The organism is Xenorhabdus szentirmaii DSM 16338 (assembly GCF_002632585.1).
In the GTDB taxonomy this organism is placed as follows: domain Bacteria; phylum Pseudomonadota; class Gammaproteobacteria; order Enterobacterales; family Enterobacteriaceae; genus Xenorhabdus; species Xenorhabdus szentirmaii.
Window position 1 is genome coordinate 798,238 of the sequence record NZ_NIBV01000002.1, and the last position, 20,935, is coordinate 819,172.

At 53.1% G+C, this 20,935-nt stretch carries 27 protein-coding genes; 8 read left to right on the forward strand and 19 right to left on the reverse strand.

Annotated elements, in window-relative coordinates; translation table 11 throughout:
• The first annotated feature begins 162 nt into the window (after positions 1–162).
• From Xsze_RS13515 to Xsze_RS13540, 6 genes are read left to right on the forward strand one after another with little or no spacing between them, the layout of a single operon-like run.
• Complete coding sequence (locus Xsze_RS13515; RefSeq protein ID WP_038241666.1) at positions 163–1,338, forward strand: phage tail sheath subtilisin-like domain-containing protein; 1,176 nt, start codon at positions 163–165, stop codon at positions 1,336–1,338.
• A 12-nt stretch (positions 1,339–1,350) separates the two neighbouring features.
• The gene (locus tag Xsze_RS13520; RefSeq protein ID WP_038241668.1) at positions 1,351–1,863 is read left to right on the forward strand and encodes a phage major tail tube protein; all 513 of its coding nucleotides are present in this window, start codon (positions 1,351–1,353) and stop codon (positions 1,861–1,863) included.
• Positions 1,864–1,909: 46 nt separating this feature from the next.
• Positions 1,910–2,215, forward strand: a complete 306-nt coding sequence (locus Xsze_RS13525) for a phage tail assembly protein (protein WP_038241670.1) — start codon at positions 1,910–1,912, stop codon at positions 2,213–2,215.
• Between the two features lie 41 nt (positions 2,216–2,256).
• Complete coding sequence (locus tag Xsze_RS13530; RefSeq protein ID WP_323862470.1) at positions 2,257–2,367, forward strand: GpE family phage tail protein; 111 nt, start codon at positions 2,257–2,259, stop codon at positions 2,365–2,367.
• Positions 2,364–5,459, forward strand: a complete 3,096-nt coding sequence (locus Xsze_RS13535; RefSeq protein ID WP_099139139.1) for a phage tail tape measure protein — start codon at positions 2,364–2,366, stop codon at positions 5,457–5,459. The genes Xsze_RS13530 and Xsze_RS13535 overlap by 4 nt, the downstream gene beginning before the upstream one ends.
• A gap of 4 nt (positions 5,460–5,463) precedes the next feature.
• Positions 5,464–5,910: a phage tail protein gene (locus Xsze_RS13540; protein WP_038241672.1), complete on the forward strand. Its 447-nt coding sequence runs from the start codon at positions 5,464–5,466 to the stop codon at positions 5,908–5,910.
• A gap of 25 nt (positions 5,911–5,935) precedes the next feature.
• Here the strand turns inward: Xsze_RS13540 and Xsze_RS13545 are convergent, their stop codons facing one another.
• From Xsze_RS13545 to Xsze_RS13625, 17 genes are all read right to left on the reverse strand, one after another.
• A complete protein-coding gene (locus Xsze_RS13545) occupies positions 5,936–6,358 on the reverse strand; it encodes a tail fiber assembly protein (RefSeq protein WP_051462584.1) in 423 nt (140 codons plus the stop codon).
• A gap of 116 nt (positions 6,359–6,474) precedes the next feature.
• Complete coding sequence (locus tag Xsze_RS23120) at positions 6,475–6,825, reverse strand: tail fiber assembly protein (protein WP_038241676.1); 351 nt, start codon at positions 6,823–6,825, stop codon at positions 6,475–6,477.
• The gene (locus tag Xsze_RS13555; protein ID WP_099139140.1) at positions 6,822–8,276 is read right to left on the reverse strand and encodes a phage tail protein; all 1,455 of its coding nucleotides are present in this window, start codon (positions 8,274–8,276) and stop codon (positions 6,822–6,824) included. The genes Xsze_RS23120 and Xsze_RS13555 overlap by 4 nt, the downstream gene beginning before the upstream one ends.
• Positions 8,270–8,878 carry a phage tail protein I gene (locus Xsze_RS13560; RefSeq protein ID WP_038241678.1) on the reverse strand — a complete coding sequence of 203 codons (609 nt, stop codon included), beginning with the start codon at positions 8,876–8,878 and terminating at the stop codon, positions 8,270–8,272. Before Xsze_RS13560 ends, Xsze_RS13555 begins: the two co-directional genes overlap by 7 nt.
• Complete coding sequence (locus Xsze_RS13565; protein ID WP_038241681.1) at positions 8,871–9,779, reverse strand: baseplate assembly protein; 909 nt, start codon at positions 9,777–9,779, stop codon at positions 8,871–8,873. Before Xsze_RS13565 ends, Xsze_RS13560 begins: the two co-directional genes overlap by 8 nt.
• Before the next feature lie 2 nt (positions 9,780–9,781).
• The gene (locus Xsze_RS13570; RefSeq protein ID WP_038241684.1) at positions 9,782–10,123 is read right to left on the reverse strand and encodes a GPW/gp25 family protein; all 342 of its coding nucleotides are present in this window, start codon (positions 10,121–10,123) and stop codon (positions 9,782–9,784) included.
• The gene (locus tag Xsze_RS13575) at positions 10,120–10,752 is read right to left on the reverse strand and encodes a phage baseplate assembly protein V (RefSeq protein ID WP_099139141.1); all 633 of its coding nucleotides are present in this window, start codon (positions 10,750–10,752) and stop codon (positions 10,120–10,122) included. Before Xsze_RS13575 ends, Xsze_RS13570 begins: the two co-directional genes overlap by 4 nt.
• Complete coding sequence (locus Xsze_RS13580; RefSeq protein WP_038239515.1) at positions 10,749–11,387, reverse strand: phage virion morphogenesis protein; 639 nt, start codon at positions 11,385–11,387, stop codon at positions 10,749–10,751. Before Xsze_RS13580 ends, Xsze_RS13575 begins: the two co-directional genes overlap by 4 nt.
• The gene (locus Xsze_RS13585) at positions 11,384–11,839 is read right to left on the reverse strand and encodes a phage tail protein (protein ID WP_038239517.1); all 456 of its coding nucleotides are present in this window, start codon (positions 11,837–11,839) and stop codon (positions 11,384–11,386) included. Before Xsze_RS13585 ends, Xsze_RS13580 begins: the two co-directional genes overlap by 4 nt.
• 3 nt (positions 11,840–11,842) lie before the next feature.
• Positions 11,843–12,295 carry a lysis system i-spanin subunit Rz gene (locus Xsze_RS13590; protein ID WP_051462446.1) on the reverse strand — a complete coding sequence of 151 codons (453 nt, stop codon included), beginning with the start codon at positions 12,293–12,295 and terminating at the stop codon, positions 11,843–11,845.
• Entirely contained in the window at positions 12,292–12,687 is a 396-nt protein-coding gene (locus Xsze_RS13595) for a structural protein (protein ID WP_038239523.1), read from the reverse strand. Before Xsze_RS13595 ends, Xsze_RS13590 begins: the two co-directional genes overlap by 4 nt.
• On the reverse strand, positions 12,680–13,003 hold the full coding sequence (locus Xsze_RS13600) for a phage holin, lambda family (RefSeq protein ID WP_038239649.1): 324 nt from the start codon (positions 13,001–13,003) through the stop codon (positions 12,680–12,682). Before Xsze_RS13600 ends, Xsze_RS13595 begins: the two co-directional genes overlap by 8 nt.
• A gap of 5 nt (positions 13,004–13,008) precedes the next feature.
• Entirely contained in the window at positions 13,009–13,209 is a 201-nt protein-coding gene (locus tag Xsze_RS13605) for a tail protein X (RefSeq protein WP_038239526.1), read from the reverse strand.
• Positions 13,209–13,700 (reverse strand): head completion/stabilization protein, encoded by a 492-nt coding sequence (locus tag Xsze_RS13610; RefSeq protein WP_038239529.1) that lies wholly within the window; start codon positions 13,698–13,700, stop codon positions 13,209–13,211. Before Xsze_RS13610 ends, Xsze_RS13605 begins: the two co-directional genes overlap by 1 nt.
• Before the next feature lie 101 nt (positions 13,701–13,801).
• Entirely contained in the window at positions 13,802–14,584 is a 783-nt protein-coding gene (gpM, locus tag Xsze_RS13615) for a phage terminase small subunit (RefSeq protein ID WP_038239537.1), read from the reverse strand.
• Between the two features lie 48 nt (positions 14,585–14,632).
• Positions 14,633–15,688, reverse strand: coding sequence for a phage major capsid protein, P2 family (locus Xsze_RS13620; protein ID WP_038239540.1), 1,056 nt, complete (start codon positions 15,686–15,688; stop codon positions 14,633–14,635).
• An 18-nt stretch (positions 15,689–15,706) separates the two neighbouring features.
• Positions 15,707–16,543, reverse strand: a complete 837-nt coding sequence (locus tag Xsze_RS13625; RefSeq protein WP_038239543.1) for a capsid scaffolding protein — start codon at positions 16,541–16,543, stop codon at positions 15,707–15,709.
• 142 nt (positions 16,544–16,685) lie between these two features.
• Between Xsze_RS13625 and Xsze_RS13630 the strand changes: the two genes are divergently transcribed.
• Positions 16,686–18,401 (forward strand): terminase large subunit domain-containing protein, encoded by a 1,716-nt coding sequence (locus tag Xsze_RS13630; RefSeq protein ID WP_038239545.1) that lies wholly within the window; start codon positions 16,686–16,688, stop codon positions 18,399–18,401.
• 2 nt (positions 18,402–18,403) lie between these two features.
• The gene (locus Xsze_RS13635; protein ID WP_051462447.1) at positions 18,404–19,459 is read left to right on the forward strand and encodes a phage portal protein; all 1,056 of its coding nucleotides are present in this window, start codon (positions 18,404–18,406) and stop codon (positions 19,457–19,459) included.
• 408 nt (positions 19,460–19,867) lie between these two features.
• On the opposite strand, the gene Xsze_RS13640 is transcribed toward Xsze_RS13635, so the two are convergent.
• Positions 19,868–20,200, reverse strand: coding sequence for a hypothetical protein (locus tag Xsze_RS13640; protein ID WP_038239548.1), 333 nt, complete (start codon positions 20,198–20,200; stop codon positions 19,868–19,870).
• A gap of 17 nt (positions 20,201–20,217) precedes the next feature.
• A complete protein-coding gene (locus tag Xsze_RS13645; RefSeq protein WP_038239550.1) occupies positions 20,218–20,913 on the reverse strand; it encodes a terminase large subunit domain-containing protein in 696 nt (231 codons plus the stop codon).
• Positions 20,914–20,935: the final 22 nt, after the last annotated feature.

The window sequence follows — 20,935 nt, forward strand, 5'->3', positions numbered from 1 at the left end:
GTCTGCGTACCGCTCGTTGAAAAATTGCCCCATGATTGCCCTGCGCGGGCGCGTAGACAACGCCCGCCCGGTGTCGCGGAACGGTGACAGGGGGGATTGCGTGATTATCACTGCCAGACGGCGCAACATAACCCCATCACAAACCCGATGAGGTAATTTTTTATGTCATTTCATCATGGTGTCTCGGTCAGGGAAACCACCCAACTCAGCACGCTGATCCGCGACATTAACACGTCAGTGATTGGCGTGGTGTGTACGGCTGATGATGCAGACGCGGAGGCGTTCCCGCTGGATACGCCGGTACTGGTTACCCGTATCAACAGCGTCATTGGCAAGGCGGGGAAAACAGGAACGTTATATGCCACGCTCAAGGCGATTTCTGACCAGTGCAGCCCCAAAGTGGTTGTCATTCGTGTAGCTGATGCCGCCAACCAAAAAGGCGATGGCGAGAAGAAGACTCAAGATCAGTTGGTTATCGGTGGTCTCAATCAGGACGGGCGTTATACCGGATTATATGCCCTATTGGCCGCGGAGATTAACACGGGCGAACACCCGCGCTTGCTGGCTGTCCCGCAACTGGATACACAACCCGTCGCCCTGCAGCTGGCGATTTTTGCCGAAAAGCTGCGCGCCTTTGCCTATATCAGCGCCTATGGCTGCAAGACACTGGCAGACGTGAAGCAGTACCGGGAAAACTTTAGCCAGCGTGAGGTAATGATCATTTACCCTGACTTTATCACCTACAACAGCCAGTCAGGGCAGAATGAAACCGTGCCGGCGACCGCCTTTGCGCTGGGTCTGCGTGCCCGGATTGATGCCGATCAGGGCTGGCATAAGTCTCTGTCCAACGTGTCGGTCAATGGCGTGTTGGGTATCTCTGCTGATATCTACTGGACATTGCAGGGCACAGACACCGACGCCGACGACCTGAACGGCAAAGGCATTACGACGCTTATCAAACGTGACGGCTTCCGCTTCTGGGGTAACCGCACCTGTGATGCGCAAACCTATTTCTTTGAGGTCTACACCCGTACAGCGCAGATACTGGCCGACATGATCGCCGAGGCGCATTTCGCCTATATTGATAAACCGCTGTTGCCGTCACTGGTGAAAGATGTGGTCGATGGCATCAACCGCAAGGGCGCACAGTTGGTCACCGAGGGGCGTTTGCTGGGGTTTGAATGCTGGTATGACCCGGCCGACAACCCGAAAGAAATGCTGCGCGATGGGACGGCGACGATCCACTATAAATACACGCCCGTTCCCCCGCTGGAAAATCTGCAACTGGTGCAGACGTTTACCGATGAGTATTTTGCTGTTTTCAATCAGTTAGGCTAAGGGGAAATTCGCATGGGGATGCCGAAAAAACTCTTTATGTTTGACGTCTTTATTGATGGTCAGACGTATCTGGGACAGGTTGAGGAAGTCACGACACCCAAGTTGACCCTCAAGACCGAAGATTATCAGGGGGCGGGTATGCCCGGTAGCGTGGCCGTTCTGATGGGCATGGATGGCGGCGCGCTGGACATGGAAGTGACCATGGGCGGGCTGGAAGCTGGCTTGCTGAAAACATGGGGCGGCCGCATTGACAGCCTGCAACTGCGCTTTGCCGGGTCGTACTATGACGACGCCACCGGGGAATCAGTCGCGTGTGAGATCCAGACGCGCGGAAGGTTTACTGAGGTTGATTGGGGCAGTGCCAAGGCGGGGGAAAATACCCAGCACAAGTACACCCTGAAAAACACCTACTGCAAGATTACGCTGAACGGTGACGAGCTGCACGAAGTGGACATGCTCAATCTGGTCTGGAAAGTGGGCGGTAACGACCTGCTGGAAAAACACCGCACCAATATTGGTCATTAATTTTTTAATTTTATGGCGGGGATCTGCCCGCCCAACGGAGAAGATTATGTCAAAGACAATTACGTTTTCTGCCCCAATGAATCTGGCAAATGGCAAAACCATCACGGAAGTGGAGATCACGGACACCATGAAACAGGTGGGTGCACTGCGTGGCCTGAAATTGTGGGATGTGATGACCAGTGATGTGAATGCCCTGATCACCTTATTGCCCAGAGTGACGCATCCACGCTTGAGTGAAGCCGATGTTGCCACCATGCCGATTCAGGATTTCACGTTGCTGGCTGAGGCCATTGCGACTTTTTTAGCGCCCACCTCGCCAACCAGCGAGACGAACGAACCGGACGACAAGTAATCCCTTGTCCGGCGGTTGATACCGACGACATTATTGCCGATATTGCCACGGTCTTTCACTGGTCGCCGTCAGAGTGCGATGGCATGACGGTCAGTGAATTACTGAAATGGCACGAACGTGCGGCGGCCCGTAACGGAAGCGAATCATCATGACCGATCGTAACTTGAATATTCGGGTTTCACTGAGCGCCGCCAACCGACTCTCCGGCCCCCTGAACGCCGCCAGCCGTGCGGCGGCGGGGCTGTCCTCCCAAATCAAGAATACCCATAACACCGCCCGCAACCTGCAAAGTCAGGCACGTACCTTTGAGCGCGTAACGGCTTCTGTTCAAAAGACATCAGAGGCCTATGAAAAAGCCAAGAAAAAGGTCAAGGAGTTGCGTGACCAAATGCCGCCGCTGGCCCAACAGACGGAAGCCCAGCGCAAGGCGTTGCAGGCGGCACGGACTGAACGGGATCGCTTTGGCCGCACGCTGGACAATGAAAAACAGCGCCTGCGCAATGTATCAGCCGAACTGTACCGGCATGGCATTTCTGCCCGCAATAGTGGCGATGTCACCGGCCAAGTGACGCGGCGCACGGAAGCCTACAATCGGCAACTGGCGGAACAGCAACGGCGATTAACGGCGGTCACTGCGGCTCAGGCACGCTACACCGCCGCCAGAGAGACGCGCGGAAAACTGGCGACAGCCGGTGCGGCGGCGATGGGGGCGGGGGCGGCCTCCATGTATGGCATGGCGCGATTTATTGCACCGGGGCGGGATTTTGATGCGCGTATGGCCAACGTGCAAGCTCTCACCAAACTGGAAAGAAACAGCCCGCAATACAATATGCTGCGTGAGCAGGCGAAAGAACTCGGTGCCTCAACGTCCTTCACGGCAACGGATGCGGCGATGGGACAAAAATTCCTGGCGACGGGAGGTCTGACTCCTGACGCCATTAAAGCCGCCCTGCCGGGTATCCTGAATATGGCATTGGCGGGGGAATTGGATCTGGGCGAGTCGGCGGACATAGGCACAAAAATGCTATCCCAGTTCAAGCTCAATCCCGACCAGATGGGCAGGCTGTCTGATGTCCTCACCGCCACGTTTACCGGCTCGACAACCAACCTGCGTGAATTAAGTGAAGCCATGGTTTACGCCGGTTCCCTTGGCCCCAAACTCGGCATCAGTCTGGAAAGCATGGCGGCAATGGCGGGGGTCATGGCCGATAATGGCACCGTCGGCAGCATGGCGGGTACGGCTCTGCGGGCGGGGCTATCCCGACTGGTTGCACCCACGGGCGGCGCGGCGGACGCAATGGCCGCATTGGGCGTTAAGATCAAAGGAGCCAACGGCGAATTGCGCAGTGCCGATGACATTCTGAAAGATATGGCGGTCAGCCTGCGCCAGTATGACAAACCCAGCCAAATTCTCATGCAAAAGGCCATTTTCGGTGAAGAGGCCATGATTGGCATGAGTCATGTGTTGGATGCCATGCTGGATGGAAAATACGCCGAGAAAAAAGCCAACAATGACAATGCCGATGGTCTCTCGAAACAAATTGCTGATACAAACGCCAATAACTGGGATGGGGATTTAAAAAGCCTGGCCTCAGCCTGGGAGGGGTTAAGGATAGAAATCAAGGAACAGGTTGATCCCGTATTGCGTTCGGTCACCCAAAGCATCACCGGCATGATACGCCGCGCCACGGAATGGGCAAATAAAAATAAAGAACTCACTAAGGCACTGGCATTGGGGGCGGCCGCTATCGGTATTGCTGTGACCGCACTCGGCGCACTGGCATTGGCTGCCGCTGCGGTCATTATGCCGTTTGCGGCGTTCCGGCTCAGTGTGTTTATGCTGACCCGTGGCGGCGGGCTGGCGACCATGTTCCCGCTATTGGGGCGATTATCTACCGGATTACGGGGATTGCTGCCCTCCCTTGGTGGTGTCAGCCGTAGTGTCGGGGGTTGGAAAACCATTCTTCAGAATGCCGGGACGGCGATCACGAACTTAAGCACCCGGATACAAGGCAGATTTACAGCTCTGAAAAGTGGTGCGATGGCAGTTAAGCGCGGTCTGGTGATGGTGTTTACCCAGCCTATGGCGGCGCTGGCTTTGCTAAGAAGCGGGTTAAAAGGGTTGGCAACCAGTGGGTTTGGTGCACTGCGCATTGCCGGACGAATGGCGTGGTCTGTCATTGGCGGCGGACTGTCCTTGCTGTTTAGTCCGCTGGGCTTGTTGATTGCGGTGATAGTGGGGGCGGCTGTATTGATCTGGAAATACTGGGAACCCATTAAGGCGTGGTTTTCGGGTTTTTTCAGTGGGCTGATGGAAGCGATTGCACCAGTACGGGATACCCTCGCCGCCGCCTTTGCACCCTTTGCGCCGATTTTTAACGCCATCGGCAGCGCCATCAAGAAAGTCTGGGAATGGTTCAAATCCTTGTTTGAACCGGTTAACACGTCGTCGGAGAGCCTGAAAGCAGCCACTGAAGCCGGCCAGACCTTCGGGCGACTGGTGGGCAAGGCGATTGCCGGGGTCGTGGATGTCGTGACGGCCGTCGCCAGAAGCGTAGGCTGGCTGCTGGAAAAACTGGGCATGATCCCCGACGCCACCAAAGCCGCCGCTGATGCTGCCAACGCGATGGGGCCGGTTAACCTGCCCAAAGTCCAAAAGTCGGTCAAGTGGGTCTGGGATGACAAAACCCAGAAAATGGTGAAGCAGGAATGGACACCGACACCCAATACTGCGGTCGCCAAAGCTGCTGAAAAAGCGGAAGAAAGCAAGCCCAAAGTCGAAACGCCCGCGTTACCGGCGTTTGGTTCGAAGGTGTACGATCCCAAGGAAAATAAAAAGAAAGGCAAAAAAGGCGGGGAGTCGATGGAAGCGGCAGGCAGTGCCGCACCACAGACCGACCCCAATAAACTGGGTGAGATTGTCTTTAAAAATCGCCCGCCCGTGATCCCGATTGACGGCACGTATCAGGAACCGCGCTTACAGCAACCCTCATTGCTGAGCCGGCTGACGGAAAAATTACAGCCCGTGCAACCGGCATTAAGTGGCGTTCCGGTTCCGATCACGCCTGCCCGTGTGGGTGTTGAAAATAAAGCACAGGATGACCGCTACACGTTTAACCTGCATTTTCACGGGGTTGATATGACGGATGCGCGGTCAATTGGTGAAAAGGTGAGAATTGAAGTTGCAAAAATCATGCAGAAAAACGGCATTCGCCGCCGTTCCAGCCTGTACGATGAGGATTAATATCATGATGATGATTTATGGCATGTTCGTTTTTATGCTCCAGACCACGCCGTACCAGTCCATGAACCGTAATATGGACTGGCGGCACGTGAAAAATGACCGGATAGGCAAGTCGGCCAAGTGGCAATATATCGGCCCCGGGGAAGACAGCATCACCCTGAACGGGATGCTGTATCCTGAGGTTACGGGCGGTGATATCTCACTGGAAGCGCTGCGTACAATGGCCTTTTCCGCCAAGCCGTGGCCGCTGATTGAGGGCACGGGCATGATTTATGGCATGTTTGTCATTGACAGTCTGACCGAAAGCCGTACTGAATTTTGTTCTGATGGCAAGGCTAAACGGATTGAGTTTACCTTGTCGCTTAAGCGGGTGAGCGAAGATATCCGGGAAGGGTTACACGCGGTAACGGCGGATGAGGTGTTGGGACTGGCAAAACTGGCAATGAGATGAAATAAGGGGCCAGTGCCCCTTACGGTTATTCGGGTTTTTGTGGCCAATCAATATCCGGGGCCATGGTAATGTCCAGCCGATAAAGGGCCAGTCGATAGCGGTGCCATGCTGTCAGTGCCGCTTTTTCTTCTTCGGTTGCGACATCCAGATAGGCCGCATCCTGTAACGGCTCAAGATGTTCCCTGACCGCTCTTATCAAGTCTTTTCTTTCATAATCCGCTTGTCTTTGCAATTGCTCTGGGGTGGGACCCGGTATATCAGTCCACATCGGTAACCCATCCGGCCCGGCAACAAGGTGTTTTCCCTTGGGGGTCATTTCTGGGGCAAACTTAGCATAAACGGTTTCGTCAACACGAATGCCGTCTGCCGGCAATGAGACTCCATCAATATTATTAAATAAGTAAAAAACATTTTTTGAAGGGCTGTAATAGTAATACTTCATCTTCATCATTAATCTCCTGATATAATATGTATATGAATTTATTTCAACCTGAATAGATTAATGATTTCTACAGCGGGTTTAAATTGATAGAATTTGTCTGTATAGCAATACAAGGCCTGTCATTATGTTGGCTGTTCCGGCCAAGCGATATCGGGAGCGGTTGAACAGTCTACACGGTTCAATAGCACACAATATTTTTTCCATACCGCCAGTGCAGCTTGTTCTCCCTCTGTAGCCATTTTGAGGTCAACGGCATATTGCAGTGGGGCAATGGCATTGCTGGCCTGCAACATGAGATATTTTTTCTCATACTCTGCGCCTTGTTGTCGCTGTTCTTGCGTGGGTGGGGGGTTAGCAAGGACATCAGCCTCTGCCTTTGTAATCGGGATTAAGCCCGGTATAATCCAATCATCCTGAGAGCCGTCTGATTCGTAGGCATAAACCTGATTATCGTTTGATTTGTAATATTTCATGATGACCTCAATTCAATCCAAGAAACAATCGCGCCAGATGATACGCCACTGCCCCATCCGGCCCTTACCATATATTTGCTCCCAACGGGGACGATAAAATTAAACGAATGAATACCAATGGTGGACACCCAGACATAACCTACACGATGTCCGTCGACTTCTCCGCCCATACTGAAATGCCCCTTTTCGGCATCGGTTTTTTGGCATTGGACATACACGACGATAGGTTGATTTGTGTTATTGAGGTACCATTTCCCATTGTCTCTGTTTGAGGTGACATCTATCCATTTTTGGTTGATACCGAGCAATTGATCAGTGAGTGCGACCATCCCTGATTGCTTGGGAATACCGACGTAATGCTGTGTGTTATTTAAATTATCCCGGTAATACATGGTTAGCATGTCGGGTTTATCATGTGGGCTAGCAGACAACTGAACATAGTAACCATTGGCATTTTTTAATTTAACCCCCGCCCAATCGTGGGTTGCCTCTACATCCACACCGCCACACGTAAACAGTTCATGGGATTTTTTCAGGGCATAACGGTTATTCGATTCGTCACGAGAATACGCACCCACAACCCCTGCGGTCGGCGGATTCCGTTCGCTATACACCTTCGCCCATTTACCGTTATCAAAACGCTCATATAATCTATCCCCACCAATCCAACCCATTGCATCAATATCACTGCGCGCGAATACTTTCCCCTCAATGACTCCACCTGTTTTAGGATAAGCCCCGATATTATCCGCAAACAATTTTTTATCCGGAATATCCGCCCCGCTTTTCACTTTCTCAAGACAATTATCCGCGCTTTGGTTTGCCTTGGCGGCCAAATCATACGCCGCTTTGACGGCTTTCGGTGTGGCGGCCTGCGTTTCGCTCTGGCTGTCCACGGCATTACTTAAAACCACAAACCCTTTTTCTCTTAACGTGGCATCAGGATGACGGCGGCTTTTTTCATGTTCACTTATCGCCTGCTTGACCAAGGTATCTGCATACTCCCGCGTGGCCAACACCACTGACGGATCAATCTTTAATGAGACGGCATTAGTGTGGCTGACAATCAGCACCATGCGGAGTGTCTGGGTGCGCCCTGACCCCTCCTGTAACTGCGGTTTGTAGGTTTCCGCGCAATTGCCCACCGCAATCAGCACACCGTCCTGATCAAACAACCCGATTTCCCGTATCCACCAACCACCTTCGTTTTCCGGTATCACCTGTTCGGCGATAATCTGGTGGGTGTTTTTGGGGTCAACGCTCAGGACATTGATCGCGGCGCGGCGACGTTCGTTAACCAGTTTGGTTTGTGCCGTGTCTGGTGTGGGTAAGGTTCCGCCGCCATCGCCCACGGCCATATGGGTAATATTCAGTTTGGTGCCCAGTGCGGCGGCGTTCGCCAGTTTGTCCGCCCCCAGTCGGGTTAGCAGGGCAAAAAATTTCGTCATGATTTAATCCTCATATCATCAATAATGTGCACCCCCGCCCCGACGATATCCGTGCCGGTCACGGTGATTAATTCAGGCACATAGGGGTAAACGGTCAGCACATCACCGTCATAGCTGGTCACGGCACAATAGGCCGTACCGCCTGTTTCCAACTGAATGGACATGCCAATCAAATGGCGCGAGGCGGGTTTGGCATCAAAAATCAGCCGCTCCAGTTCGTAATAGGTCGTTTCCGTGATCCCGGTTTCCATCACCCCGATATCCAGCCGGAATGTGCCGGGCGTTTCGTTGGTCTGCCACCATTCAATCACCCGGATCAGATAGCCGAACGGCTCGACTACGCGCCGGATAGCACCAATGGTGCCCTTGTGTTTATGCACAAACATGGCCGCCTTGATGGCGTCGCGTTTGGCCTGTTCCGGCCAGTCCATATCCCAGCGGTCAACCGACCACGCCCACGCCAGATAGGGCAGCATTCGCACCGGGCAGCGATCCGGGTTCCACAGATCACGGATGGGCACGGGAATGTCAGCCAGACTGGATAATGCAGCGGCAGCGGCCACTTCCAGCGGGGACGAACCGACCGGCAACAAACGGTTATTCATCCGAACCCCCGATAGTCACGTGTGCCTGTATACAGAAGCTGGCCTGTGTCTTGCTCAGGATGATGTCTTTCGCCGGCTTTTTCAGCTCGACACGCTGGACACCGGGCGCGTGCAGGGCGGCAAAAATGGCACTGCGCACGATGTCACGGCCAATGCGGTGCTGTTCGGCGGTATAGCGTGCCAGCCGCTCTTTCGCATCCTGCAATATCGGTTCGTACTCCGGTGTCGGGTAGAGGTACAGCACGGCATCAATGTCATAATTCACGATTTCGGCAGATTGCACGGTCAGGCGGTCGGCCACGGGGCGCACGTCTTCGTCATTCAGGGCGCGGCTCACGATGGTAATCAGCTCATCACTGGCCGCGCCGTTCCCGTCATGGGATAAAATGCTGACCGTGACATAGGCGGGTGCCGGGCTGATCACAGAGGCATCGGCCACCCGGCCGTCGGCACTGCGCGCATGGTATTCATAGGCCGCGACGGGGCCAGCGACACTCAGGCCCTCAAACGCCTGCGGAATGCGTACCCGAAAATCGGCGTCCGATTCCAGCACGGCAGGCACCGGCGGCACCGCCTGATTATCGGCCGGCTGCAATATCAACCGACTGATATTGTTGTTTGCGCCCAACTGATCCAAATCGCCTCCCCTGGCAAACGCAACCATTGCCGCCCGCGCCGCTTCATTGATGCGTTGACGTAACAGCAATTCTCTATACGCATTCTCCTGTAGCAATTTGGTGATGGGTTCCGATTCCAGCGCCAGAGTGCGGGTGATGGCCTCGCGCTGTTCCGGCGGGGTCAGGGCAATCAGCGCGGCTTTGCGTTCAGCAAACAGGGTTTCGAACTCCAGCGGCTCGACCACATCCGGCGGTGGTAACTGACTGAGATCAATGGTTGGCATGGTTACCTCACAGGAATGGAAATCAATAATTGCGTGTCGTTCTGCACATTCACTCCGCTGATCTCAACCGATAATTCCCCCTGGTCAGAACGTAAGTAATTAATGGTCTGTAGGCGGATACGCGGCTCCCAGCGCAACAACGCCATATAACAGGCGCTCATGATCTTGAGGCGCAACGCCGGGTTTTGCGGTTGGTCAATCAGGTTTGGCAGCAATGACCCATATTCCCGGCGCATTACCCGCGCACCGATGGGCGTCATTAAAATATCAGTGATACTCTGGCGAATATGGTCACTGTCTGACAACGCGCGGCCATTGTGGCAATCCATCCCGGTAAATTTCATGACACTGGCCCTCCTGATGTACCGGCACCTGACCGAACGCCATTGTGTCGATGGGTATCAACGACAATTCCGTTGGAACTGAACTGGCCGCCGGTATGGGTGATCGTGCCGTGCATGGTGCCGCCCTGTCGTATCTCCAGACTGCCTGTAGTCAGATGGTTAGTACATATTACTGTCGGGGTATCCAGCGTAATTTGCTGGTTGGCCGTGCAGGTAATATCTGGGGCGGTAACATGCACAGACACCGAGGCGTTGACGGTCGCGGTTTTAATGCCCGTCACGGTCAACGCGCTGGTCTGCGGTTCATACTCCATCACTGCCCCGTCAGGAAACACGACATGTACGGCGGCGGCAGAAGCTGACGGTGCCGCATGGGCGGCAGAGTAAAGCGAGCCTGCCACAAACGCGGTGGTTAGCTCGCCGCCAATCGCCAGTACCAACACCTGCTCGCCGACAGTGGGTGCCCACCATGTACGAGCGGTGCCGGCACGCTGGGTTGTCCAGCGCAGCCAGTCAGTTTGCAGGCCACTGATCCGCACGCGGCAACGTTGAGCATTCAGATCAACGGCTGACACGGTTCCCACCCGCACGATATTCATTAACAATCGGTAAAGTTCGGCCGGTGTCATAATTCCTCTGCTAAGTCGTGATAAATCATTTCAATCAGTTTTAATTTCTCGTGCTCACTGAGTCCCAATAATCCACGTTGCGGGTAGCGGGTACGTGCCAGGGCGTTAATGCTGCCGGTCAATCCATACTGGTGCTGTCGGGCAATAGCGGCAGCCCTGCCCTGAAATCCCACGACCGCAGAATCTGCCGACGTGCGCATTTTTAGGAATCTGGCCGTTCTCAGGCGCTGAAACATCGGGTCACGCCGGGTTGTGGTTTTACGGGTTTCGCTGTGGTCAATCTCCAGATAGCGATCAATCTCGCTGCGATAGAACGACCGCACCGCGCTGCGGTCTTCATCAAAACCGGTTATCATTCGACCCCGACGGCCACGAGTTGCCCGCCAGTTTTTTAAGTGGCGGACACGCCCCCGATAAATAAAACGAATTCCCCGCTGAGAGCGCAGAATACGGCGGCGGCGTGGCTCATAGCCGGAACCATCCGCATTTTTCTGACTGCGGATGCGTTTTTGCTGGTCAGCACGGATCGCAGTTGCCAACTGACGCGCCAACCGGCTGCGATAACCTGACGTGGTTGTGGATAACAGGCGCTGTAATTCATTTTCCAGCGATAACAACAGACTATCCTGACTCATACCGTCACCTCTTGACTGATCAGCACATCCCACGCGGTCAGTAGGGGTGAATCCTGCGGCGGTTCGTCAATATGCGTCGGGATTAACTGCCCACTGTCTTTGCTGACAATCACGCGCTCAGAGGCAGGCAATGTAAACAGAATGTCTGCGGTGTCGTTGTTGAGCAAATCGACTTCAAAGCGAAAACCGTCTTTACGGCGGTCAGGATTAAACAATAAATCCGGCTGATGCAGCCGTGCCCATGCCAGTATGGGAATGCTGAGATTGTCCAGCGGGTTCGGATAATCGAGCGCCAGCACCTCCAATTGATATTGGTAGAGAAATGAGGCCGAATTTGATCCCGTGGCAATCAAATTACCTTTGGTGATGAATACCTCCAGCCGATCCGGATTCCGGTTAAAAAACGGCTCGTGTTTGACAATCATTTCACGTAACAAACCGGGCTTTATCATGGTTCACCTTTGACATTCTGCCGCCGCCCAATCCCTCAATCCGAGGAATTGGCGTTCGAGGGTTTCAAGTTCTCTGAGGAGACGTAAATAATCCGGTTCAGCGTCTTTCGCCAGTCGGGCGGGTCTTGCATCATCCACGCCGGCGGCGGCAGTGGTGCCGGTTGCTGGACAGTCGGCTTTGACGTACACGCGCTGAGTGCCAGCACGGAGGTCATCACTAAGACGGTCAATTTTTGCGTTGGCATGGGTCAGATCCTGTAAATGTTTGGCTTCCAATTCTGAAAGATGCTGGATTCGCTCCCGCTGATGGGCATTAATCGCGATTTGCGCCGACAGGGATTTGTTCAGCGATTGGCTTTCTTTTCGCAACTCAATATTGTCGTCAATCAGGTAATTACAGATAAAACCTATCAACGCAATCCCAATGAGCGAGTAAACCTGCAATTTCCAACTCATATCAGCTCAAACGCTTTTTCAAACGTTGCCCCAGAATAAGGCTGCTGGCCGTTCTCCATCCGGATCATAGCCTTAGCCAACGCGGTTATCGTGGCCTGATGGTCAACATCAACCACAGCATCACTGGCAATATTAACCATGCGGGCCACATCAGTAATATAGCGCTCAGTATCATTCTCATTCGGTGGTGCCCAGCGAGAAATAAACTGACGGAGGGTGCTATCACCGTACTTGCGCCTGTAGGTACGCAGAATTTTGAACATCGCCCTGATGCCCCATTCCGGCGCAATAAACTGGCAAAAATCCGCATCAGTCTGGCGCTCGCGCAAGCCCTGCCATTTATCCCCGTGGCGAATATTGCCCGGATTATGGTTGCGAATACCTCTACTCACGTGGTTTTCCTCCCAACCGTTTATTAATGGCGCGCACCGCGAATTCACGCAGTTTTTCCACACCAATAAAGCCGACGGCACCCCCCAGCGCCGGTGACACACTGCCCGGAATGCCGAACAGTTCCAGCCCGCTGGAGATACCCCACGACAGCGCCCCGCATAAGAGCGGTTCTACCCAGCGGTTACGGCGCTCAACACCGTCATAAATCAGGCGGCCATAGCAAATCAGTACGGCCAGGGCGGAGCCGGAAATCTGCGGCCATGAATGCTTAAGGCCATTGAGTAAATCGGCCCAGAGATCAGGTTGGTTGTCCATGTTGTTTAATCCCATAATTGAATAATGTCTTGATGAGGCAGCGGGGTGATATCCGGCAGTTCAACCCATTGACCGGCGGCCAGTTGGGTGCTCAGGCAGATATCAGGATTGGCCTCAAGCACTTGCTCAACGACACCTTGCGTGCGGCCATAGTGACGCCAGCACAACAAATCCACCGTATCCCCCTGAAATGCCCTGACCCGCATCAGACCAACTCCGCTATCATGCGATGCTGACCCAAAATATCCCGGATAGCGTTTTGCCCATCCCGTCGCAGGTCATCAATTTGTGTACTCAAGGCTTGAGCGTGCTTTTCCCCGTCGCGCGTGGTATCAATGTCACGGTAGTTTTCAATCAACAACGCCTTGGTGAAGCTGTACACCGCATGGCGATAGCGGAAAACATGCGCCGTGGTGTCATTGATAGCTGGAGAAGGCACGGTATCCAGCGATGTAACGCCGCTGGCTTCTTGCGCGTTCTGCCATACTGTCAGTTGCTGATTGACATACAGCACGGCGTCGGTCGTCATGTGCATTAAGCGCGCTGTGGTCACTGCCCCGCTCAGGCGCATTGATATACGCAGGTCAGCCAGCCGGATAATCGGCCAGAATGCCCCGGAATTAACGTTTACGCCGCCGTCATCGATATCGGTTGCGGGATCAATGGGACGGGGTTGTTTCGCTGCAACTAAGCTCATGATTTGTACCTGTTTGAGAAAAACGGCGGTGAACGGTAAAACGGACTGCGTTTAAAAACGGTTCGGCTTACCGTGCCGCCGGGCACGCGGGGTGCATTCGGTTAGCGTGAAGATTTGGTCTTCGACGCCGTTGTCTTGGTTTTGGTCTGAGTCGGCTTTTTCCCTGCTGCCGCTGGTTTCGAATTTTGGGGCGGAGTGTCATCCGAACTCGAACCCTCGGCCTTTTTTAATTCCCGTGTCAGGGTTTCAATGTCTTTTTTCACCCCGATATTGGCGAACAAGATCAATGCCTGCTGCATCAGGAATAAGGCGCGCTCTTTGTCTGACCGTTGCTCACTGCGGCGCAGGGTGTACGCCAGTGTTTTAAACAGCTTGGCTTTTACCTGATTTGGCATGTCCACCGGTTCAACCAATTCAGCCAGTCGTTCCAGTATCGCCAACGGTAGGAGTTCAAGCGTGTCACTATCGGCGGCAAAAATCGTTAAGGCCTTATCGCAAATTTCATCCACCAAGAGCGGCCCCACGGTGCGTTTATAGCGATCCGGTAACGGCAGGTTATGGCGAATGACATACTCGGCTAAATCCAGTGCGCGGTCATAATTGCCAATGTCCATCTGCCAAATCATGGCATGGGTTAGCACCTCGTCGGCCTGACCCGTGTCAGCGGTCAATACCCCATCAACCCAACCGTCATAACTCGCAATGACGTGGCGCTTGTAGTCAATTTTTCGCTCTGTCCCTTGCAGGTCAGATAACCGGGCCTGATCAATGCGCAAGCGGTGTAATACCTGCTCATACGCGGTCAGCGTTTCCGATGACATCGTTTCATCGCCACGGCGTGCGGCCATGACCCGTTGCCAATGCTCTTGTGCCGGTGTCAGCATGTTTTTCCCCTCGTGCGTGCCGGAATTTTCCGGCACCTTATCAGTGACTTATTCGCCGCTGCCCTCTGCGCCCGCAAACGAAATATCTTCAATCAGGCAACTCAGGCCATAATCTTCAATCACATAACCGTCATTACTCTGCGCATAGGTCGCAATGCGGTTGTATTCCGGCTCGTTCTTGATATAGCGGTTGTATTTCCCTTTTTGCCAGTAAAGAGACAGGTTTTTCAGTGTCGTGATGAGGATTGCCCCATCCGGGAAAAACGGCACGCGAAATACAGGTAATCCGCCCAGTGTGCTGAGCTTCATCAACTCATTGCCGGCCAACAGCTCCATGTTGGGATTATGCTGGCTGTGTTGGTTCAGTATCCTGAAATTCTTCTGTGTCGTCAGCCGTGAACCGGTGATGGCAATCAAGCCGGGGGCGTTCTGATGCCACGGATCCAGCAACGAGTTCACCGCGTCATAAACGGTTGCATCATAATTACCGTAATTGCCTTTTTTGATGATTTTTCCGTCTTCATCGCGACTGGTGATAGTAATGCCTTTCATCACGCGCTGCGGGGCGTTGTTGCGCAGGTGTTGCAACCAGCCGATATTGACATCCTGCAACAACGGGCTTTTCTCGCGATCAGACTTCACGGACACCGACGTGCCGTTAAAACCAATCATTAGCCGATCATTGGCCTCTTGCTGGACGATCTGCTGACTAATCAGTTGCTGAAATTCCGGGTGTCCGGCCCACGCATCAATTTGCGTATAGCCGATATAGGTATCAAAGTTCGTTTGTTCGCAACGATAGCGGGCGGCCTTTAAATCGTGGACACTGACCGGTTCGCGGCGTTCCGTGGTGGAAGTATTGCGGCTGGCAATCGTGCGATGGATACCGACACCAATTTTTTCCCCTTCCTGGTCAGTCACCCCGATGGAATTGATTTCTTTCAGAAAGGGGCTGGCTTCCATCTTGGCTTTTTCCAGCTTTTGTTGCACGCTGGGCGCAACCGTTAACTGGATATGGTCGCCTTCACGCTTAACCCCGCTTAATCTGCCTTGCTGATCAAGGTAGGACAGATAGTGTTGATGTCCTTCGTTACTGAGTGGCATGGGTAAAATTCCTGTAAATTAATATTCGGCCAAAAATTGGGTTGAACCGTCCGCGCGGGGGCGTTGGGTCGGTGAATCATCTTGCTGGCTAAGCTGGCTTTTCAGCGTGGACAGCTCATTTTCCAGCGTGGTGATTTTTTCCGACTGACTGGCGCAGAGGGCTTCTAGCTGGGACAGCTTTTGCACCTGATTGAGCGCTTCACCGCATTTTTCTGCGGTCAGCTGCACCATGTCGCGTAGGGTGTTGAGTTCCGCGTGGTTGTGCTCACGGTGCATTCCCAATGCCTTTTTCACGGACAATACGAACTTTTCACCGAGGGATTTATCCGCAGGTGGTTGTTCCGTGCTCTCCATCAGTTCACACAGGGTTTCCAATGAGGCCGATAAATAGCGGTCGTCGCTGTCCGGTAATCCGCGTTCCTGAACACTCAGCTTAATCAGCTCCGTGCCGACGGCTGCGGGGGTATCCGTGACAGCGATCCCGGTGAGGTATGCGCTATCGGTCTGCGGAAAGCGTGAATAAAATTCAATGCTGGAAAAAATCTTCTGCCCCGACTGGTTCAGCGCGAACAAGCCTGCATCTTTTTCCTCATCCAATTCCACCGTCACTTCCAGCGCTAACTTGCCCTGTAATGGCCCGTCTTTGACTTCATAGGCATTAGCGGATTTCACCAGCGCGTATTGGCGAAACACGCTGTCAGGAAACAAACTTTTGACATGTTCCAGATTCAAACGGGCAGCATACAGACGGGGATTATAGCTATCCGCCATCTGCTGGATCTGTTCACGGGTGACGGCAAAGCCGTTGAGCGTCATCCCTTCCGTACAGACCGTCAATTTAATGGTTTTTGGCATGGTCGCTTCTCCAACAAGCACCTGATTTGATAACGCTATATTCGCAATCTCTGCCGGCCGACTCAAAGCGTTCGATGTGTCACAGGTTGGCGACAGTGGGCCGCCGTAGCAGTACGTGCGCGGGCTGTGGGAAAGTGGGGGCATGATGATGACAGAACACGATCCCCGACAAATAGCCAAAAGTTTGTATTGGCAGGCATACAGCGTTGCGCAGATAGCAAAACGGCTGGGCGTCAGTACGAACACCATTTATTCATGGCGGCGGCGTGATAAATGGGATGAAGCGCACCCCGTGGCGCGGGTCAGCGACGACCTGCACGTAAAAATACTGCGGATACAGGCAAAAGACACCCTGACGCCGCATGATTTCAAGACGCTCGATTTTCTTTATCGCCAGTTAGAGCGCTTCGATAAACACGACGCCAAAAAGGAAGAAAAGAAAAAGGCCAAGGCGCCGAAAAACCACTTCAGCGACGAGCAAGTCAGTGAACTGCGGTCATTGGTCTATGACTCCCTGTATGAGTACCAGAAACGCTGGTACAAGCAGAAAGAGCGCCGTAACCGCATGATCCTTAAATCGCGGCAGATTGGCGCAACTTGGTATTTTGCCCGTGAAGCCCTGATCACGGCACTGGAAACCGGTAATAACCAGATATTTCTGTCGGCCAGCCGTTCTCAGGCACACCAGTTCAAAAAATTTATCCAGATAGTGGCCCGTCAGGTCGGTGTAGAACTCAAGGGCGGCGATGAAATTATTTTGTCCAACGGCACGACGCTCTATTTTCTTGGCACCTCAGCCGCCACCGCACAATCCTATACCGGTGATCTCTACTTTGATGAATTTTTCTGGGTCAGTAATTTTATGAACCTGCGCAAAGTAGCGGTGGGGAATGCGACACATATCGGCCTGCGGCGTACCTATTTCTCAACCCCCTCCAGTGAAGAGCATGAAGCCTACCCGTTCTGGACAGGGGAATTTTTCAATCAATCCCGTTCCAGTCAGAAACAATTCAGTATTGATATCAGCCATAGTGCATTACAAAACGGAATGCTGTGCGGGGATAGCATCTGGCGGCAGATTGTCACTATCCATGATGCCATCGCGTTGGGGCTGGATCGGGTTGATTTGGATGAAATTGAGGGTGAAAACAGCCCGGCCGATTTTGACAACCTGTACCGCTGTATCTTTGTGAAAAAAGGCGAACGCGCCTTTGACTATAACGGCCTGATTAGTTGCGGGGTTGACGGCTATAACGATGACGTTTGGCCGGATTGGAAACCTTACGCCTTGCGACCGTTGGGCAATAAGGGCGTGTATATCGGGGCTGACCCGACCGGCACAGGCGGTAATGGCGATGGTCTGGGGCTGGTTGTGATGTCACCGCCGGCCGTCAGCGGCGGTAAATGGCGGGTCATTGAATCGCTGCAATTTCGTGGCATGGCGTTTGAAAAACAGGCTGAGGAAATTCGCAGACTGACCGAACGTTATCATGTGCAGGGCATCACCATTGATGGCACGGGTGGCACCGGTGAAGCGGTGCATGAATTGGTCTGCAAGTTTTTCCCGGCCGCGACCCTGTTGAAATATTCCGCGCCATTAAAACGCATGTTGGTCATGAAAGCCCAAATGCTGATCCGCTCCGGCCGCTTTGAGTATGACGCTGGCATGAAACAGGTTGCCACCTCGTTTATGTCCATCAAGAAAATTATCACACAGGGCGGCATTGTAACTTATGACGCCGACCGAACCCGTGGCATTGATCACGGTGATATTGCCTGGGCCATTATGAATGTCCTGTATGGAGAACCGATATCCAGCGACTCCGGCGGGCATGGTTCTTTTGTAACGGAGTTTTAAACATGCACACCTTTTTACCGGCTGAGACCCAGCCTGATACAGTGAACGATCCCAGAGCAAACCTGCCTGACAATGCTGCCCAATGCGCGGCGTTTACTTTTGATACCCCCACGCCGATTGTCGGCGGCTGGGATTTGTTGGATTGCATGGAGTGTGCCAAAAATGGCCGCTGGTATGAAACCCCGATTGATTTTTTCGGGCTGGCGCGGGCGTTCTCGTCGGCGGTCTATCATCAATCGCCCCTGTTTTTTAAACGCAATGTAATCATGAGCTGCTTTCTGCCGCACCCGCTATTATCCCGGCAGGACATGGCCGCCTATGTGCTGGATTATCTGGTTTTCGGCAATGCCTATCTGGAACGGCGCACTAACCGACTGGGAGGATTGCTGGGGCTGAAACATGCGCCGGCCAAATACACGCGGCGGGGTGAACAACCCGGTCAATATTGGTTTGTGGAAAGCTGGAACAAAGAATTTGAATTCAGGCCAAACAGCGTGTTTCACCTGATGAATCCCGATATCCATCAGGAGGTTTACGGCCTGCCAGAGTATCTGGCGGGGCTGCTTTCCGCCAACCTGAACCGTTCGGCAACGGCGTTCAGGATGAACTACTACAATAACGGCAGCCATGCCGGGGTGATTGTGTATCTCACTGATCCCCTGACCGATGCCCAGGGCGTGGAAAATCTGCAAAACGCCCTGCAAAAATCCCGCCGCGATGGCGCATTTAAAAACCTGTTTGTCTATGCGGCCAACGGCAAGAAAGACGGGTTGCAAATTCTGCCGTTCAGTCAGATCAGTGCCAAGGATGAATTCGCTAACGTCAAGGAAGCAACCCGCGACGACCTGTTAGCCATGCACCGGGTGCCGCCGCAACTCATGAGCATTATGCCACCAGGCGGCGGCAACCTGGGGGACGTTGAGAAAACGGCGAAGGTGTTCGCCATCAACGAACTGAACCCCATCATGGAGAACCTAAAATCCGTCAATGACTGGGCAGGGCAAGAGGTTGTGAGGTTTTCCCCCTATGCCTTGCTGGAAGCGCTGAACGGCCAGTAAGAACTACCTCCATAACGGACACACCGCCGATTATTCTCACTCAATCGCGCGGTGTTCACTTTTCTTGCCTCCCCGCCTCCCATCCTGACCGACACGCCAAACGCCCCGCTACGCCCCATGGGGGCGCGGGGATGGCGCATTTTCGATTTTCGCGATATCCCCCAAAAAATGGATTTCTCCCCCACCCCCTGCGCGCGATTGCTCCCCCGCCTCGCCCGCACACAACAGGGGGGTGTTTTTGTGCAATCGTGCATCGGCGGGGAGACCTTGCCCGCACTGGCCTTATGCTGGGTTGGAATGTCAAGAAAAATTGTGCAATTTTGTGCAGAATTGTGATGCTATTTTACAGGCAAAAAATAACCCGCCAATACAGCGGGTCTATAAACAATATCGTGACATGTCACATCATCACAGTTTTACTTCATGCCAACCCCGCGTAGCCCAGCACGCAGCTTCACCCGAAAAACAACATTCAGCCACAGGAAGAGTATCACCACATTTTCCACACTGCCGCGTTGATAACACCTGCATTTGATTCTTTAATTCAGCATCATCTTTGTGGATCAGCAACGTCAGGTATTCAACCACTTCATAGGGATCACGCCCCGGCCGCCTCAGTGCGCAATTGCGTTTTAACATGTCCAGTTCTTGATTATCGAGCAGCAATTCTATTTTGGTCACGCCAGAATCCTTCTGGCGTTGACGCTGGGCGGCTTTACGTTCTGCGGGGGATTTCGCCATGGTGTTTATCCTCCTTATCACCAACGTGGATGAGGAAAACGGCACAAAAATAGTTCTTCAAAGTCCTTGCGTGACCATGCCTCCCTCAGCTGTTCTTTATCCCAGCGATTTTCAGCATCATCAAACAAGGTGACTATATCGAAAAAAGTAGGCGCACCCATGATACGATCCTGGGAAAAAAATTTTTTATAAGCCTCCTCGCCGTTATCCCCTGAACCTCTGGAGGAATAAAACGTTCTCTTCCATTGCTCATGCATTGATAGATCCAGTGCCAATTGCACCAACTGAACGGGATTATCCGACCAAGCCCATTCGGACACATAGACATCGCCACAGAGGGCAGCGACAGGGCTGTTTTCATGCACAAAGCGGATTTCAGCGCCATTACTGAGCGTGACTAACCGGATTTCTTCAGCATTTTCGGTTAAATACGCGTGTTGATCAGGGAAATACTGCGCGAGGTAGTGAACAAAAACCGGTAATAATTCCTTATTGGACATAAAAAACTTATTCCGCCCCGTGCGGCAGGCATCACTTAACGCTTCCAGCACGAAATAATAATCAGCGCCCGCCTGTCTGCATTTATGCAGAAAGCGATTACGGTGATGTTGATTGGATTTCCAACGCTTCTGCCAGACGAATAAATCCAGCACAAATTTACGGTTAATGTTGTAAACAATATCGAGAGTTAAATTTAAGGTGATGTTATTCATTTGCCCGCCTCTATCTGCATTA